At 41.0% G+C, this 17,302-nt stretch carries 7 protein-coding genes; all 7 read right to left on the bottom strand.

Going from position 1 to position 17,302, the window contains the following annotated elements; translation table 11 throughout:
• Positions 1 to 8,245: CshA/CshB family fibrillar adhesin-related protein (locus HMPREF3112_RS07685; RefSeq protein WP_141738665.1), on the bottom strand; the 8,245-nt coding region annotated here is incomplete at its 3' end.
• A gap of 741 nt (positions 8,246 to 8,986) precedes the next feature.
• A complete protein-coding gene (gene pyk, locus HMPREF3112_RS07680) occupies positions 8,987 to 10,489 on the bottom strand; it encodes a pyruvate kinase (protein ID WP_002884118.1) in 1,503 nt (500 codons plus the stop codon).
• Between the two features lie 70 nt (positions 10,490 to 10,559).
• Positions 10,560 to 11,579 (bottom strand): 6-phosphofructokinase, encoded by a 1,020-nt coding sequence (gene pfkA / locus HMPREF3112_RS07675; protein WP_002884051.1) that lies wholly within the window; start codon positions 11,577 to 11,579, stop codon positions 10,560 to 10,562.
• A 92-nt stretch (positions 11,580 to 11,671) separates the two neighbouring features.
• Positions 11,672 to 14,782 carry a DNA polymerase III subunit alpha gene (locus HMPREF3112_RS07670; protein ID WP_070439050.1) on the bottom strand — a complete coding sequence of 1,037 codons (3,111 nt, stop codon included), beginning with the start codon at positions 14,780 to 14,782 and terminating at the stop codon, positions 11,672 to 11,674.
• 214 nt (positions 14,783 to 14,996) lie between these two features.
• On the bottom strand, positions 14,997 to 15,587 hold the full coding sequence (gene leuD, locus HMPREF3112_RS07665) for a 3-isopropylmalate dehydratase small subunit (protein WP_070439047.1): 591 nt from the start codon (positions 15,585 to 15,587) through the stop codon (positions 14,997 to 14,999).
• Positions 15,588 to 15,598: 11 nt separating this feature from the next.
• Positions 15,599 to 16,990: a 3-isopropylmalate dehydratase large subunit gene (gene leuC, locus HMPREF3112_RS07660; RefSeq protein WP_002884120.1), complete on the bottom strand. Its 1,392-nt coding sequence runs from the start codon at positions 16,988 to 16,990 to the stop codon at positions 15,599 to 15,601.
• A gap of 30 nt (positions 16,991 to 17,020) precedes the next feature.
• The gene (locus HMPREF3112_RS07655; RefSeq protein ID WP_037604432.1) at positions 17,021 to 17,302 is read right to left on the bottom strand and encodes a DUF1294 domain-containing protein; all 282 of its coding nucleotides are present in this window, start codon (positions 17,300 to 17,302) and stop codon (positions 17,021 to 17,023) included.

Below are 17,302 nucleotides of genomic sequence, written 5' to 3'. Positions count from 1 at the left end.
CACGGCTGTCACCTTCAGTAAATTCAGGCTTACCTGTTTGAGTTTGACCTTGTTTACCTGTTGATGTTGTTGGTTCAGCAGTTGGTGTAACTGGAGTTACAGTTGGTGTGTATGTTGCAGTAACTGGAGTACCGTTCTTATCAACACGTTTCACGGTTACACCTTTACCTGTTCCTGTGAATGATTTTTCTGGTACGAAGGTTACTGTTCCGTCTGGAGCAACTGTGTAAGTTCCTTCGCCTGGAATGGTCTTCGTAGTTGTTCCATCTTCAAAGGTTGCTGGAACATCATCATCCATTGGGATTGCAGGGTTACCAGGTTTGAAGCTTGGTGTACCTGTTTGAGTTTTACCTTGGATATCTGTAGATGTTGCAGGGTCAGCAGTTGGTACAACCGGAGTAATCTTAGGTGTGTAGGTTGTTTCAGCAACAGTTCCGTTTGTGTCTTTGGCTTGAACTTTAACTGGAACGACTTCACCTGAGTATGATTTATCAGTTGGTGTGAAGGTTACAACACCAGTTTCTTTATCAACTGTGAAGGTACCGATCACATCACCTGTTGGTGATTTCGCATCTACTGATGCTGCTGGTTGGCCATTTTCATCAAGAAGAGTAATGGTATCTTTGTCGATTGGCGCAACTGGATCACCTTCTGTGAAGGTTACAGTTCCAGTTTGAACCACACCTTGAGGGGCTTCTGATTCAGCTGGAGTTGCTGTAGGAGTTACTGGAGTTACAGTTGGTGTGTACTTAGCTGTAACTGGTGTACCATTCTTATCAACACGTTTCACAGTTACGCCTGTACCTGTTCCTGTGAATGATTTTTCTGGAACAAATGTTACGGTTCCGTCTGGAGCAACAGTGTAAGTTCCTTCACCTGGAATGTTCTTGGTTGTTGAGCCATCTTCAAATGTTGCAGGTGTATCATCATCCATTGGAACATTTGGATTACCTGGTGTGAAGGTTGGTGTACCTGTTTGCGTTTGACCTTGTTTGTCAGTAGATGTTGTATCTTCTGCAGTTGGTGTTACCGGTGTTACAGTTGGTGTGTAGGTTGCAGAAGCTTTTGTTCCGTTCTTATCTTCGCGGACAACTGTCACTGCTGGTGCAGTTCCGACGAATGATTTCTCAGGAACGAAAGTAACTGTTCCGTCTGAAGCTACTGTGTAAGTACCAACTCCCTCAACTGTCTTGGTAGTTGAGCCATCATCAAATGTTGCTGGAACATCATCGTTCATTGGCACACGACTATCGCCTTCAGTAAATACAGGCTTACCTGTTTGAGTTGCACCTTGAATATCAGTTGTTTCAGCTGGTGTAGCTGTCGGTGTGACAGGAGTTACAGTTGGTGTGTAAGTTGCAGAAGCTTTGGTTCCGTTCTTATCTTCACGAACAACCGTCACTGCTGGAGCAGTTCCAGTAAATGATTTCTCAGGAACAAATGTAACAGTTCCGTCTGCAGCTACTGTATAAGTACCAACGCCATCAACTGTCTTAGTTGTTGAGCCATCGTCAAATGTGGCTGGAACATCTTCATTGATTTCTACCGTTTTCTCAACGCCATCAACTGTTACGGTTCCACCCTTGAATTCAGGTTTACCTGTTTGAGTAGCACCTTGAATATCCGTTGTTTCAGCTGGTGTAGCTGTTGGGGTTACTGGAACAATTTCAGGTGTGTAGGTTGTATCCACCTTGATGCCATTTGAGCTTTCAGCTTGAACCTTAACAGGCGTTACCTTACCTGTATAAGATTTATCAGTTGGTGTGAAGGTCACTTGTCCAGTTGCTGGATCAATTGAGTACGTACCGATTTCAGTTGTACCATCTTCAGCATAGGCTGGCGTAGTCGCCACTTCATTACCATCTTTGTCCAAAAGTGTGTAGCTATTATCTTTGATTGTAATAGCTTTATCTTGACCATTTACTTGAACAGTTGCACCTTCAAAGGTTGGTGTTCCAGTTTGTGTCGCACCTTGGATATCTTTAGATGTAGCTGGTTTAGCTGTTGGAACAGCTGCTACAACTGTTGGTGTGTAACTTGCATCTGAAGTGATGGTTGAAGTCTTACCATCTTCATTTGTAATCGTCGCTATTGCTTGAATTTTCACGCCAGTTGCAGTTCCGACAAAGTCTTTTTCAGGAGTAAAGGTTACTGCTCCGGTAGTAGGATCGATTGTGTAAGTACCTTCACCTGCTACTGTTACAGTTGTTTCATCTGTTGGTTGACCTGTTGCAGGGTCAATCAATTTCTTACTTGTAATTTGAGCAGTCTCATCATCACTCAAAGCAAATGTTGGAGTTTCAGTTTGAGGAATATTTTGAATGTCTTCAGAAACTTTATTTGTTGGAGTAAGAGTGACTGGATTAACAGTTGGTGTGTAAGTTGCAGATGCTTTAGTTCCGTTCTTATCTTCACGAACTACTGTTACAGCTGGTGCAGTACCAGTAAAGCTTGGTTCTGGAACAAATGTTACAGTTCCGTCTGCAGCTACTGTATAAGTACCAACGCCATCAACAGTCTTAGAAGTAGATCCATCATCGAAGGTTGCTGGAACGTCATCATTCATTGGTACACGGTTATTACCTTCAGTGAAGGTTGGTTTGCCAGATTGGGTTGCACCTTGAACACCTGTTGTTTCAGCTGGTGTCGCAGTTGGTGTTACCGGTGTAACTGTTGGTGTGTAAGTCGCAGAAGCTTTGGTTCCGTTCTTATCTTCACGAACAACAGTTACAGCAGGTGCAGTTCCAACAAATGATTTTTCTGGTACAAAGGTTACTGTTCCATCAGCTGCTACTGTGTAAGTACCAACACCATCTACAGTCTTCGTAGTTGATCCATCATCAAATGTTGCTGGAACAGCGTCGTTCATAGGCACACGGCTATCGCCTTCAGTGAATTCAGGTTTGCCTGTTTGGGTTGCCCCTTGGATGTCTGTTGATTCAGCTGGTGCAGCTGTTGGGGTTACTGGTGTCACAGTTGGTGTGTATTTAGCTGTGATTTCAGTACCGTTCTTATCAACACGTTTCACTGTTACGCCTGAAGCAGTTCCAGTGAATGATTTTTCTGGGACGAAAGTTACGGTTCCATCTGGAGAAACAGTGTATGTACCTTCTCCATCTACTGTCTTAGTCGTTGAACCATCTTCGAAGGTAGCTGGTGTATCCTCATCAATTGGAACATTTGGATTGCCTTCCGTGAAGGTTGGTTTACCTGTTTGAGTTTGACCTTGGATATCAGTTGATGTAGCATCTTCAGATGTTGGAACAACTGGAGTAATCTTAGGTGTGTAAGTTGTTTCTACTGTTGTACCGTTAGTATCCGCAGCTTGAACCTTAACTGGGACAACATCGCCGGAATAAGATTTATCCGTTGGTGTGAAGGTCACAACACCTGTATCTTTATCAACGGTGAAGGTACCAATTTCTTTACCTTCTGGTGACTTAGCAACTACAGATGTTGCTGGTTGACCATTTTCATCAAGAAGAGTAATGGTATCCTTGTCGATTGGTGCTACTTCATCACCTTCAGTGAAGGTTACTGTACCTGTTTGAACCAAACCTTGAGGTCCAGTAGATTCAGCAGGTGTTGCAGTTGGAGTTACTGGAGTTACAGTTGGTGTGTAAGTTGCAGAAGCTTTTGTTCCGTTCTTATCTTCACGAACAACTGTTACGGCTGGTGCTTTACCTGTGAATGATTTTTCAGGGACGAATGTAACTGTACCGTCTGAAGCCACCGTGTAAGTACCAACGCCATCGACTGTCTTGGTAGTTGAACCATCATCAAAAATAGCTGGAACGTCATCATTCATTGGCACACGGCTGTTGCCTTCAGTAAATTTAGGCTTACCTGTTTGGGTTTGTCCTTGTTTACCTGTAGATGTTGTATCTTCTGCAGTCGGTGTTACTGGGGTTACTGTTGGTGTATATGTCGCAGAAGCTTTAGTACCGTTCATGTCTTCACGAACAACCGTCACTGCTGGTGCTGTTCCAGTAAATGATTTCTCAGGAACGAAGGTTACGGTTCCGTCTGCTGCCACTGTGTAAGTACCAACGCCGTCAACAGTCTTAGTCGTTGAGCCATCGTCAAATGTTGCAGCAACATCATCATTCATCGGCACACGGCTATTACCCTCAGTAAATACAGGTTTACCAGTTTGTGTAGCACCTTGGATATCTGTAGTTTCAACTGGTGTTGCCGTTGGAGTTACTGGAGTCACAGTTGGTGTATAAGTTGCAGAGGCTTTGGTTCCGTTCTTATCTTCACGAACAACCGTCACTGCTGGTGCAGTTCCAACGAATGATTTTTCAGGTACGAATGTAACTGTTCCGTCTGCTGCTACTGTGTAAGTACCAACGCCGTCTACTGTCTTAGTCGTTGAACCATCATCGAAGGTCGCTGGAACAGCTTCATTAATCGCTACTGTTTTCTCAACGCCATCTACTGTTACAGTTCCGCCCTTAAATTCAGGTTTACCAGTTTGCGTTGCACCTTGGATATCTTCTGTTTCAGCTGGTGTTGCTGTCGGTGTTACTGGAACGATTTCAGGTGTGTATGTTGTATCCACCTTGATACCGTTTGAACTTTCCGCTTGAACCTTGGCTGGAGTTACCACACCTGTGTATGATTTATCAGTCGGTGTGAAAGTGACTTGACTAGTAGCTGAATCGATAGAGTAAGTACCGATTTCAGTTGTACCATCAGCAGCATAAGCTGGTGTACTTGTCACTTCATTGCCATCATTATCCAAAAGCGTGTAGCTATTATCTTTGATTGTAATAGCTTTATCTTCACCGTTTACTTGGACAGTAGTTCCTGCAAAGGTTGGTGTCCCTGTTTGCGTTGCACCTTGAACATCTTTAGATGTAGCTGGTTGAGCTGTTGGAACAGCAGCTACAACAGTTGGTGTGTAGGTCGCATCTGAAGTAATGGTTGCAGTCTTACCGTTAGCATTTGTAATAGTAGCTGTTGCCTGAACAGTTACTCCTTTTGCAGTACCAACAAAGTCTTTTTCTGGCGTAAATGTTACTGCTCCAGTCGTTGGGTCGATAGTATAGCTACCTTCTCCTGCTACTGTTACAGTTGTTTCATCAGTTGGTTGACCAGTTGCTGGATCCACCAATTTCTTGCTTGTGATTTCAGCAGTCTTATCATTACTCAAATCAAAGGTTGGTGTTTGGGTTTGAGGAACGTTTTGAACATCCGCAGAAACCTTGTCTGTAGGAGTCACTGTGATTGGTGTGACTGTTGGTGTGTACTTAGCTGTTGCAGTCTTGATGTAATCCTGTTGGATCTTACCATCTTTGTTTCTACCAACTGGCGCTGACAATGTAACTTCCACACCTTTTGCTGTACCAGTAAAGCTTGGATCTGGAGTGAAGGTTACTTCACCCGTTGAAGGATTAATCGTATAAGTTCCTTCCCCTTCAACTGTTACAGATGGCGCATCAGTAGTGAGACCTGTGGCAGGATCCACCAACTTAGCAGGATATTCTGCACTTGGAGTGATTGCAATCTTGTCACCATTTGAGTTAGTCTCAGTTGTGTTAAAGGTCGGAGTTTCTTTTTGAGTCGCCCCTTGAACATCAGTCGAAGTTTTGTCAACTCCTTCGATTTCAATTGGAGTGACTGTTGGAACGTATTGACCATCCATGGTATTCAACTGACCATTAATGTTTGGTTCTTGATCTGGGAATTTTGTTGACCAACCAGTATCATAACCGTTGTTATCTGAACGACGGATAGAAATACCATCAGCTGTTCCAAGGAAGTTATCTTCAGGAATAAATTCAACGTCTACATCTTTACCGTTGGCAGTAATCTTGTACTTACCTTGTCCTGGAACGACATAGTAACCGTCCCCATCAAGAGTAGCACGGTTGCCATCTTTATCAACGATGTATGGTTCTACCGTTTCGTCAATAACGGCACTAGAATTAAGCTCATACTTGTGTTCTCCACGTGCTGTAAAGGTTACAGTTGCAGTTTGCTTCGCCCCTTGAGGACCACTTGTTTCCTTGAATTCCCCTTTTGGTGGGTGCGTAATTTGAGTTCTGAAGTCTTCCACTTCCCCTGAGAAGGCCATACCAGTTGGGCTCTCAATCTCGGTAGCTTTCTTGGCAATACGAACACGAGCACCTAGTTCTTTAACGCTAGGGTCGATATAAGTCTTGCTATTTGCAAAGGTCAACTCAACAGTGCCATCTTGTGTGATTGTAGCGAGATTTGAGCGTTCATCCTCATCGAATTTACCATTTTGGTTAAAGTCTACCCAACCATAGATATGTGCTTCTGAGGCTCCATCTGTATGAGCTTCTACTGACAGCTTGTAGTTCCCTGGGCGTGTACGGTCCATCTTGATCATCTCATTGGTTGAACCTTTAAGCTCATCTGGAAGCAATTGGTCAATTCCTTCATCGGCCGTAGTTGCCTTATCATCACCGAACCAGTCAAGAACAGTATTCTCATCCATATCTGGGCTCACATTACCAATATATGGTTGATTTACTTTAGCACCAGTTATACCATCTACAGTTGCAATGGTATGCATAGCTTTTCCGTATGACTCAGGAGCGTCCCCTTCATCAATTGGGAAGAATCCTAGCATTGCTGACTGTTTACCACCTGAAGCGACATAAAGTCCAACTTCAGAGGCACCACGCGTCATAACGATTGGAACAGTATAATTACCTTCAGAAATGTTTGGTCCAAAGATACCGGTTCCTAGACCACCTGTAACTTGGTCAGGATTTCCAAAATACTTCCAAGCTACTGGTTTCTTTTCTGGTCCAACTTGAGTAGATCTACGAAGTTGGTTTAAGTTGGTATTATTAAATTTAGGATTAGGTCCAAAAAGATTTTCAGTATCTTGTGGTGAATATGTTACAGAAGTACTTGGTCTGGTAAACTTTTTCCATTCTCCAATATGCTGCCAACCTTCTCCATTGGTAGTAAACATAACTAATTCACCTGGGTTAGCAGACTCCCCATCAGCCATAACAATAGCTGGCTTAACTGTCTTACCACGGAAGGTTGCAGAGATTTCAAACTGAACTCCAATATTTCCACCATTCAAAGCTGAACTTATGGTAGTCTTCTTGGTTTTCGTATCAATATTCTCAAATCTGATTTCAGTCCAATTATTTTGGGCATCAGCGACGATTTTGGCCTCTTCACCATTGTTAAAAGCTTGCTTAGCAGCATTTGAAGTGACTCCACTTACATAACCATTTTTTGCATTTGGATCATAGGTTGCTTTTTCAGCTTCTGTAGCCCCTTGATTTTCCATCCGTTTCTTATAGATTTCAGTCGCTTGGAAAGGTTTCAAAGATTTGACTTTTACAGTAACTACATAACCAGGCATGATTTCCTTGGTATAGGTAGACCCAACTTGAAGAGCCAATTTTTCTTCTAAGTTCTCAGTTGGTTTAACTTCACTTTTAGGAACTAATACTGTAGTAGTTCCTGTCCAGTTAGCTACATCTCCAAAGTCCAACCATGAGATTTGGCTAGCCATTGATTTGGCATCAACATTTGTAGTAAAGCCTGGTTTTTCAACTTTTGGAGTTGAGGTTGCGTCTTCAACATCATCACCAATCAAGTTTGGATCATTGGCATCACCAAGGGCACGACGTGTACGACGGCGACCAGAAGTTTCTGCTGTTACAACAGGTTGCACTACAGCAGACGCTTCGGCACCACTTGAAAGAGCATTCGTTGTAGAAGCTTCTGCTTGAACGTCCACACCTTGTGCTTCAGATGCTGTTTCTGAAGCAGGTGTTTCAGATGATGCTGATGTAACAGAGGCTGTCGTTGAAACTCCCGTAGTATTGCCTACACTTGTAGAGCCAGCAACACTAGTGGTAGATGCTGCAGTAGTTGCTGACGTTGACGAAGCTGCTTGAGATGTTGTCTCACTAGAAGCTTGTGTTGTAGACGTTTCAGAAGTAGCTGCGCTAGCATTTGAAACGGTTTGAGACTGACTATTAGTCTCAGTACTAGATAAAATATTTGCGACTTCCGTCGAAGCTTGAGCAGCAACAGCATTCTGAGAAGATGTCTCATCACTCACTGTAGCAGTAGTGCTAGCTACATCTCCTGCTTGGACTTGGTTAGCTGTTTCATCGGCAGATACTTGACTAGCAGTACCAACCATAACCAGAGTTCCAAGAAGAACGGAGCAAACCCCTACATTCAGCTTACGAATCGAAAATCGACTTATACGATCATTAAATAAATCTTTACCCACTTTGGTAATCCTCCACACTTATACTATTAAGTATCTCACCCCTCAATGAGATTAAAAGTATTTAAAAATACTAATCGTTAAATATTTTAACAAAATTCCTAATATTTGTGAAAAGAAATGCTCTTATTTTCAAATTTTTTATAAGGTTCACTTAAAAATAATCATGTAAACAATAGAATGATTATAGATATCGATATTTTTATAAATATTTCAATTAATAATTTTATAATTATTTGCATTTAGAATTGTCAGTAAAAAGAAACTTATGATTTCATTTTTTTCAAAAATCGATTTTCAGAATTAATAATTCATTAGAACTTTTAAATTAGTAAGTCATTATTGAAATAAAAATGGTTGGTTATCTACTCAGTCCTTCTAAAAAATATAGCTTATAACCATCTTAACTATAGTTTAGAAGCCTATTTAACGACATTTTTTATCCTGTTGTTTTCAAGAAAAGCAATATTTCTTTGAAAAGATTATTCCCCTCTTCTCTAAATATCTTCTAGGCCATATGATACTTAGAACTAAATCTGTTTAAAATACAAACCAAATCAGCCATCTTGCTTTAAACCATTTGGAATAAATATGATATTCTTCACTTGTTATTATTATCCAATTGATTTAGCTACCTAGGAAAAAAGCTCTATAATCTCTTCAATAGTTTAACCTACTAAATCGATTATAGAGCCAAAAAAAGAAGATCCTAAAGACCTTCTTTCAATTTAAGTTCTACTTAAATTATTTTACTGTGCGGATACGCATAGTGTTTGTACCACCTGTACCTACTGGAACACCAGCAACGATAACAATGTTGTCACCAGATTCTACAAGACCTGATTCCAATGCAACTTTTTCAGCAACATCAAACATATCATCAGTTGAGCTTGGTTTTTCAGTAACTACTGGAATAACACCCCAGTTAAGCATCAATGATTTTTGAGTAATTTCATCGAATGTTACAGCCAAGATATCAGCTTCTGGACGGTATTTAGAAATCAAACGAGCAGTGTTACCTGATTCAGTAAGAGCAACAATAAGTTTGATATCCATTGAGTTAGTAGCATCTTTAACTGCAGATGCAACTACTTCAGTCTTAGTTGAACGGTCAAATGTTGATGAATCAAGACGACCATACTCTTTAAGAAGAGTTTGAGCGTTTTTATCAATTGTAGCCATTGTACGAACTGATTCAACTGGGTATTTACCATTTGCAGACTCACCAGAAAGCATTGTAGCATCTGTACCATCGATAACTGCGTTAAATACGTCAGATACTTCAGAACGAGTTGCACGTGGTTTTTCTGTCATTGTTTCAAGCATGTTAGTAGCTGTAACAACAACTTTACCAGCAGCGTTTACTTTAGTGATGATCATTTTTTGGTAAACTGGAACCATTTCGAATGGTACTTCGATACCCATGTCACCACGAGCGATCATGATACCGTCAGCAGCTTCGATGATTTCATCGATGTTATCGATACCTTGTTGGTTTTCGATTTTAGCCAACAATTGAACATGACCGTTACCAGTTTCTTCACAGATAGCACGAACTTCTTGTACGTCTTTTGCAGTACGTACGAATGAGATAGCGATAAAGTTAAGACCTTGTTCAAGACCAAAACGGATATCAGCGTTATCACGTTCAGCAAGTGCTGGGAAAGGAATTTTAGTGTAAGGGATGTTTACACCTTTTTGTTTAGCGATGATACCATCATTTTCAACTTCAACGATGAATTCACGTTTTTCAGCATCTTTGTCTACAACACGAAGACCAAGTTTACCATCATCGATAAGAACTTGTTTACCAACTTCTACATCGTCAAAAACGTCAAGTGCACCTGCAACGTTCAAAGCGATAACGTCGCGAGTTGATTTGATACCTTGTTTAGTAGCAACACGAATTTGTTCACCAGTTTTGTATGCATACTCTTTAGCATCACCTTCGAACAATTCAGTACGCATTTCAGGTCCTTTTGTATCAAGAAGGAAACCTACTTTTTGACCAGCAAGGTCTTCTGCCATACGAACGACATCCATACGTTCACCTTGTTCAGCGTGGTCACCATGTGAGAAGTTGAAACGGAAAACGTTGGCACCTTCCTTGATCAATTGAGCAATGTTTTTAGCAGATGCTTCACGGTCAAGTTTTTCACCCCAGTAACCATCTTCACCAAATTTTTTGCCGCCACGGATTTCAACCGCAGGACCAAGTGTTGCAACGATTTTTACGCGTTTATTCATGATAAATAAAAACTCCCTTATATTTTTTGTCGCCCTAGCGACGGATTAACAATAATTTAAATAACCGAGATTAGCTCAAGTTAGCCAATGAACGGTTAAGGTCTGCAAAGTCAAGACGAGCTTTGTGTGGATTGTTAACGATAATTTTACCGTCTTCAGTAAGACTGAACAAAGCGCCTTCTTCTGCTGTACCAAGGATTGGGCTTTCAACAAGCTCTTCATTGTGGATACCAACAGCTACACCACCAATACCTTGTTTAAGGAGGTCAACCGCATGAGCACCCATCCATGAAGCAAGAACACGGTCACGCGGAGTTGGCGAACCACCACGAACCACGTGTCCAATGTTTGTTGCACGAAGATCTGAAGTATCTCCAGCTTCTTTCATTTTAGCTGCAAATTCTTCAGCACCCATAACACCTTCAGCAAGTACGATTACGTGGTGAGTTTTAACACCTGATTCGTAACCTTCTTTAACTTTACGGACAACTTCGTTGATGTCGTACTCTTCTTCAGGTACGATAATTTGGTCTGCACCAGAAGCGATACCAGCCCAAAGAGCGATATCACCAGCGTGACGTCCCATAACTTCAACGACAAAAGTACGTCCGTGACTGAAAGCAGTGTCTTGAATTTTATCGATAGCTTCTGTTGCAGTTGCAACAGCAGTATCAAAACCAATTGTATAGTCTGTACCAACGATATCGTTATCGATAGTTCCTGGAAGACCAACAGCTGGGAAACCATGTTCAGTCAAACGCATAGCACCATGGTAAGAACCATCTCCACCAATAACTACTACACCTTCGATTCCATGTTTTTTAAGTTGCTCAATACCTTTAAGTTGACCCTCAAGTTGGGCAAACTCAGGATAGCGAGCAGACTGAAGGAAAGTACCACCACGGCTGAGGATGTTGTCTACGCCTTTGGCATCAAGTTGGAAGATATCTCCTTCAACCATACCAGCGTATCCACGGTTAATGCCGAATACTTCAATTCCTTCAGAAATTGCTTTGAGAACAACTGCGCGAGCGGCAGCGTTCATACCAGGGGCATCTCCACCACTAGTCAAAACAGCAATACGTTTCATTATTCCTGATACTCCTTTTATATATTTAACATTTTCATTATAACATAAAGAATTCTAAATGGCTTTAAATTTGAAAAGATTTATTGTTTTTTTTATCGTAAAACCGTTTTCAACACATAAGGTGCTAATTCCTGATTAAGTTCCTCGTTCTTGGATACTCTATATCTTTGACTAACGATGGTTTCCTTACTTCCTTGATAACGAATAATTACAGGGATGTTTCCAGGATACTTAGCTAAGATTTGAGAAACGTCTAAGTCCTGATCATGATTCTCAAGTAAAATCCAGAAACGCTCCGTACTAGCTTCCTCCATGTTGGACAAAATTAACTGAATGCGTCCATCACGCTCCTGGGTCCGCCCATCAAGATAAAAGAGACCACCTTCACTTAATTTATCCTTATGATAGAAATAAGTTTCTGGGAATAGAGTAACATCAAGTTTATTGATCCCATCAGTTACGTTCAGAAAGGCCATCTGATCACCTTTTTTAGTTCTGATAATTCGAACGGACTCTAGCTGAACCAAAACCGTCGCCTTAGTATTAACCGTCAAATCAGAAATTGGTTGATAGGGACGAGAGGCCATTTTTTGAGCTAGGTGTAAAGGATGAGGACTAAGCCCAACTCCTAGTAACTCCTGTTCTAAATTATAACGATCCGTCTGGCTATAGTCTTCATAATCAACCCAAGAATAAGAGGACTCTGCAAACAAACTTCCTAACTCATTGACAAAAGTAAAGAGGTTGTTTAAATTGCCAATGATTTTCTGACGGTTTGGTTCAAAAATATCAAACAAACCAATTTGAATAAGAGGTGTCAGACTATCGACTTTCTGATATTTGCTAGGAATACGTGTCAAAAAGTCTTCTATAGAAATGTATTTGCCATTTTGTTTGCGATCCTCAATAATCCAAAGGGAAAAATCTCTTGGCAAGCCTTTGATAGTCTTAAGGCCTAATACGATCTTGCCATCTGAAATCTTGTCCAGATAGGGAATCCTATTAATATCGAGTCTAGCTAGGGAGAAGCCATTTTCAATTGCATCCTTAATGTAATCACTAGATGAATAATTCAACATAACGTCATAGAATATCTGTGGGTAGTGCGTTTTGAAATAGGCTAACTGAAAGGCCAAAGCTGAGTAGGCATAGGCATGACTTCTATTAAAGCCATAACCCGCAAACTTAGCCATCATACTAAAGAGTCTTTCAGCAATCTGTGGGTCACGTCCTAACTGACGACTTCCTTCCATGAATTGTTCGGACATCTTGGACATTTCATTGGCATCTTTTTTAGACATCGCTCGACGAAGCAAATCGGCTTTTCCAAGTGTAAAGCCCGCAAATACTTGGGCAATCTGCATAACCTGCTCCTGATAGAGCATGATGCCATAAGTAGGCTCAAGGATTGGTGCAACTACTGGATCAATCAGATCTACTTTTTCCTTACCATACTTACGAGCAATGAAATTATCTGTATAATCGCTGGCTCCAGGACGGTTAAGTGAGGTTGTCGCTACGACTTCTTCGAACTTAGCAGGTTTAATTCGTTTAAGGAGGTTTATGGCACCTGCCTGCTCAAACTGAAAAATTCCCTTTGTCTTACCACTGGCAAAAAGTGCTAGGGTCTGTGGATCTTCCAAGTCAATGGATTTGATATCAATAGTGATGCCCTGCTCTTCTTCTAGCTTCTCTTTCATTTTTTGAACAAAGGTCAAATTACGGAGACCCAAGAAATCCATCTTAAGCAAGCCATTGGCCTCAACTGCGGAGGCATCGTACTGAGTAACCATCATATCCTCACCAGCTTTTAGAGGAATATGATTAGTCAGGTCATCATCACTCATCACTATACCGGCAGCATGAATTGAGGTTTGTCTTGGCTGGCCTTCAATAGCCTTAGCAATTTCAAATGCCCTCTGAAATTCCTGTCTCTGATTAATCAGCTGTCTGAATGACATATTCTTCTCATAGACAGAGGTCAAGTTATCACGAAAAGAAATCTTTTTACTTAGTTGGGACAGTTCAAATTCCTTAGCACCAAAACGTTTAAAAACATCTCGAATAGCCTGCTTGGCTCCAAAGGTTGAAAAGGTAACAATCTGAGCAGAGTGCTTACTACCATAACGGTCCCTAACATAATGAAGAAACTCGCTTCGATAGATATCAGGCAAGTCGATATCAATATCAGGCATGCTATAACGCTCTTCATTTAGGAAACGCTCGAAAAGCAAGTCATTTTTAACGGGATCAATTCCAGTAATGTCAAGAACATAGGCCACCAAGCTTCCTGCAGCAGATCCACGTCCCATTCCCATATAATAACCACGGCTACGCCCAAAGCGTAACAAGTCCCAGACAATCAAGAAATAATCATCAAAGCCCATCTGATGAATGATAGACAATTCTTTGTCTAAACGTTCCTGATAAACTGGTGATGTTAACTTTTTAGACTCCAATCCAGATTGAGCTAATTGACGTAATTGGTCAACAGCAGGCATATCTCGATTAAAACGTGGAAGCTTCAAATCCGTATCAAATTGATAAGTAATGTCTGAAACAAGTTGCTCCAAATTGTTCAAAGCCTCTGGAATATCACTATACGCACTTTCGATTTCTTGAGGCGAGAAAAGAAGCTGATTCATAGGACAAATAGAGGCCTCTGACAAGGAAACGTTTTGCGAGATGGCATGCAACATCTGAATCGTCGAGCGGTCTGAATTCTCAAAGTAACGCACTGTATGTAAGGGAACTACAGGATAATCAAACTCTTTGCCAGCGTCTTCTGGCCTTACCCCAATGAAAACCTCTGAACCAAGAGTCATCCCTGGCTCCCAGTCTTCACTTGGAAGGATGAGGGCAATATCATTAAGATAGTCCGAGAAAGCTGTAAACTCACGCTGTCCTGAGGAGAGCTCTGTTGCCAACTTCATCAAATTTTTATAGCCTTGATTATTTTTAGCTAATAGACGAAAAGGAATTTTTCTTCCCTCGTAAAACAGATTAGCTTCCATACCAATCAAAGGATGTAAACCGTGTCTACTTGCAATCTGGGCAAAATGATAAGCAGCATAGAGATTGTCACGATCCATCAAACCAAGGGACTGATAGCCAAGCTCTTTGGCACGCTTAATGTAGGTGGTCAAATCTACAACACTATCCATGAAACTATAGACAGATTTTGTGTCCAATTGTGCAAACATGAAGGCCTCCTTTCTATCTTTCTATTATAGCATACGCTACTAGTAAAAACGCCTCTACCATATCAACTGTTTCAAACAAAAAGAATGAGATAGAACAACATTTTAGATATTGTCTTTATCTCATTCTTTTAAGTGATCATTATTTTTTTACTAACACATCATTGCTTTTGATAGCAAGATTGAATATCAAAGTTTAGAAAAACAACTTAGTCCCTTATTGCCAATATGATGGGCGTTGTTTTTCATAGGCAGCAATCAAATCTTCATATTGAAGCGTGATTCCAATATCATCAAGCCCTTCAACCAATTTACGTTTCCACTCATGATCGATATCAAATGGAAACTCTCCTACTGAAGATTTAATGACTTGGTTTGGAAGATCAATCGTAATTTCTTCACCTGCAGGAAGTGAAGCCAATTTTTGACGTACTTCCAAGGGTTGAACGATTGGCAACATACCATTTTTCAATTCATTGTTATAGTGGATATCTGAAAATGATCCAGCGATAACACAGCGGAAACCGTAGTCTTCCAATGCCCATGCAGCGTGTTCACGAGATGATCCTGAACCAAAGTTATCACCAGTAACCAAAATGGTCGCATCGCGATACTCAGGTTTATTGAAGACGAAATCAGGATTTTCATCATAGTTATCGTTAAGATAACGCCATTCAAACATCAAATTCTTACCAAAACCTTTTTTATCAACAGCTTTCAAGAATTGTTTGGGAATGAGTTGGTCCGTATCGATGTTATCATTCATCAAAGGTACTGATTTCCCTGTATAGACGGTAAATTTTTCCATTATCTTCTCCCTTATGCTTGAACTTCTGGCATATCACGTACATCTACAAATTTACCAGCGATTGCTGCAGCTGCTGCCATTGCTGGACTACAAAGGTGAGTACGAGCTCCATATCCTTGACGTCCCTCGAAGTTACGGTTACTTGTAGAGGCACAGTGCACGCCTTCTGGAACATGGTCTGGGTTCATACCAAGACACATTGAGCAACCTGGATCGCGCCATTCAAATCCCGCATCCAAGAAAATTTTATCCAAACCAAGACGTTCAGCCTCTTTCTTAACTGGACGTGAACCTGGAACAACAATAGCAGTCAATGTTGGTGCAATATGTTTTCCTTTAACGAATTTAGCAGCTAACTCAAGGTCGCTGAGACGTGCATTGGTACAAGAACCGATAAAGACATAGCCAAGATCGATATCTTTAGCATATTCACCAGGCTTAACGTCCATATACTCATAGGCACGTTCATCATTAAAGTCCTTGATTTCTGGGAATGGCTGATCAAACTCAACACCCATTTCAGGGTTAGTTCCCCATGTAACCATAGGCGCCAATTCTGAAACATCAATAATAATCTCTTTATCATATTCAGCATCCGGATCTGAGACCAAGGTTTTCCAGTCAGCTACTGCTTCTTCGAACTTCTCACCCTTAGGTGCGCATGGACGACCTTCTACATAGTCATAAGTTTTTTGGTCTGGATTCATAAGACCCATCTTAGCACCAAATTCAATAGACATGTTACAAATAGTCATGCGTTCATCCATTGAAAGGGCATCAATTGCTTCACCACAATATTCAACCGCGTATCCTACACCAGCATCAACGCCATAGCGTGCAATAAGTGCAAGAATAAAGTCTTTTGAATAGACACCTGGCTGAGGTTTACCAACAAATTCAACCTTCATTTTCTTAGGTTTCACTTGCCACAAACATTGTGTCGCAAAGACATGTTCTACCTCAGATGTACCAATACCAAAGGCAATAGCACCAAAGGCACCGTGCGTAGCCGTATGACTATCTCCACAGACGACAAATTTACCGGGTTGACTGCGACCTGTTTCAGGACCAACCATGTGGACAATCCCCTGACGAGCAGTACCGTGGGTAGCCGCATCAATACCAAATTCTTCAACGTTTTTTGCCAAAGTATCAATTTGGTTTTTAGAAATAAGGTCACGAATGTTAAAAATATCAACCGTAGGAACGTTGTGGTCTGTCGTACCGAAAGTTAGATCTGGGCGACGAACTTTACGTCCAGCATCACGAAGTCCTTGAAAGGCTTGTGGACTTGTAACCTCGTGAATATAATGTTGATCCACATACATCAATTGTGGTTCGCCCTCGTTCCCAGTAACAACGTGACGTTCCCAAAGTTTATCAAAAATTGATTTTCCGCTCATAAAATACTCCAATTATTATCTAAGGATTGGTTAATCCGAAAGTTTCGTTAGGATAAGGTATAAAAGAAGAACATCCATAACAATTCCTATAAGCCAGCAAAGCTTAAAGTACCATTTGTTAATTTTGTGTCTAAAAAGTCTTCCACCTATAAAGGCACCGATACCACCAAAAATAAGGGTCTGCAATAATAATACCTTCTCAGAAATCCGTCTCTTATGTCGAATAGCCTTTCTTTTATCAAGTCCATAAACACATAAAACAAGGAGATTCCATACCAACAAAACACTTAGTAACACTAGTTTTAGTGTCAT

The organism is Streptococcus sp. HMSC10E12 (assembly GCF_001807855.1).
GTDB classification, from domain to species: domain Bacteria; phylum Bacillota; class Bacilli; order Lactobacillales; family Streptococcaceae; genus Streptococcus; species Streptococcus salivarius.
This window is presented reverse-complemented; position numbering and strand designations above follow the sequence as displayed.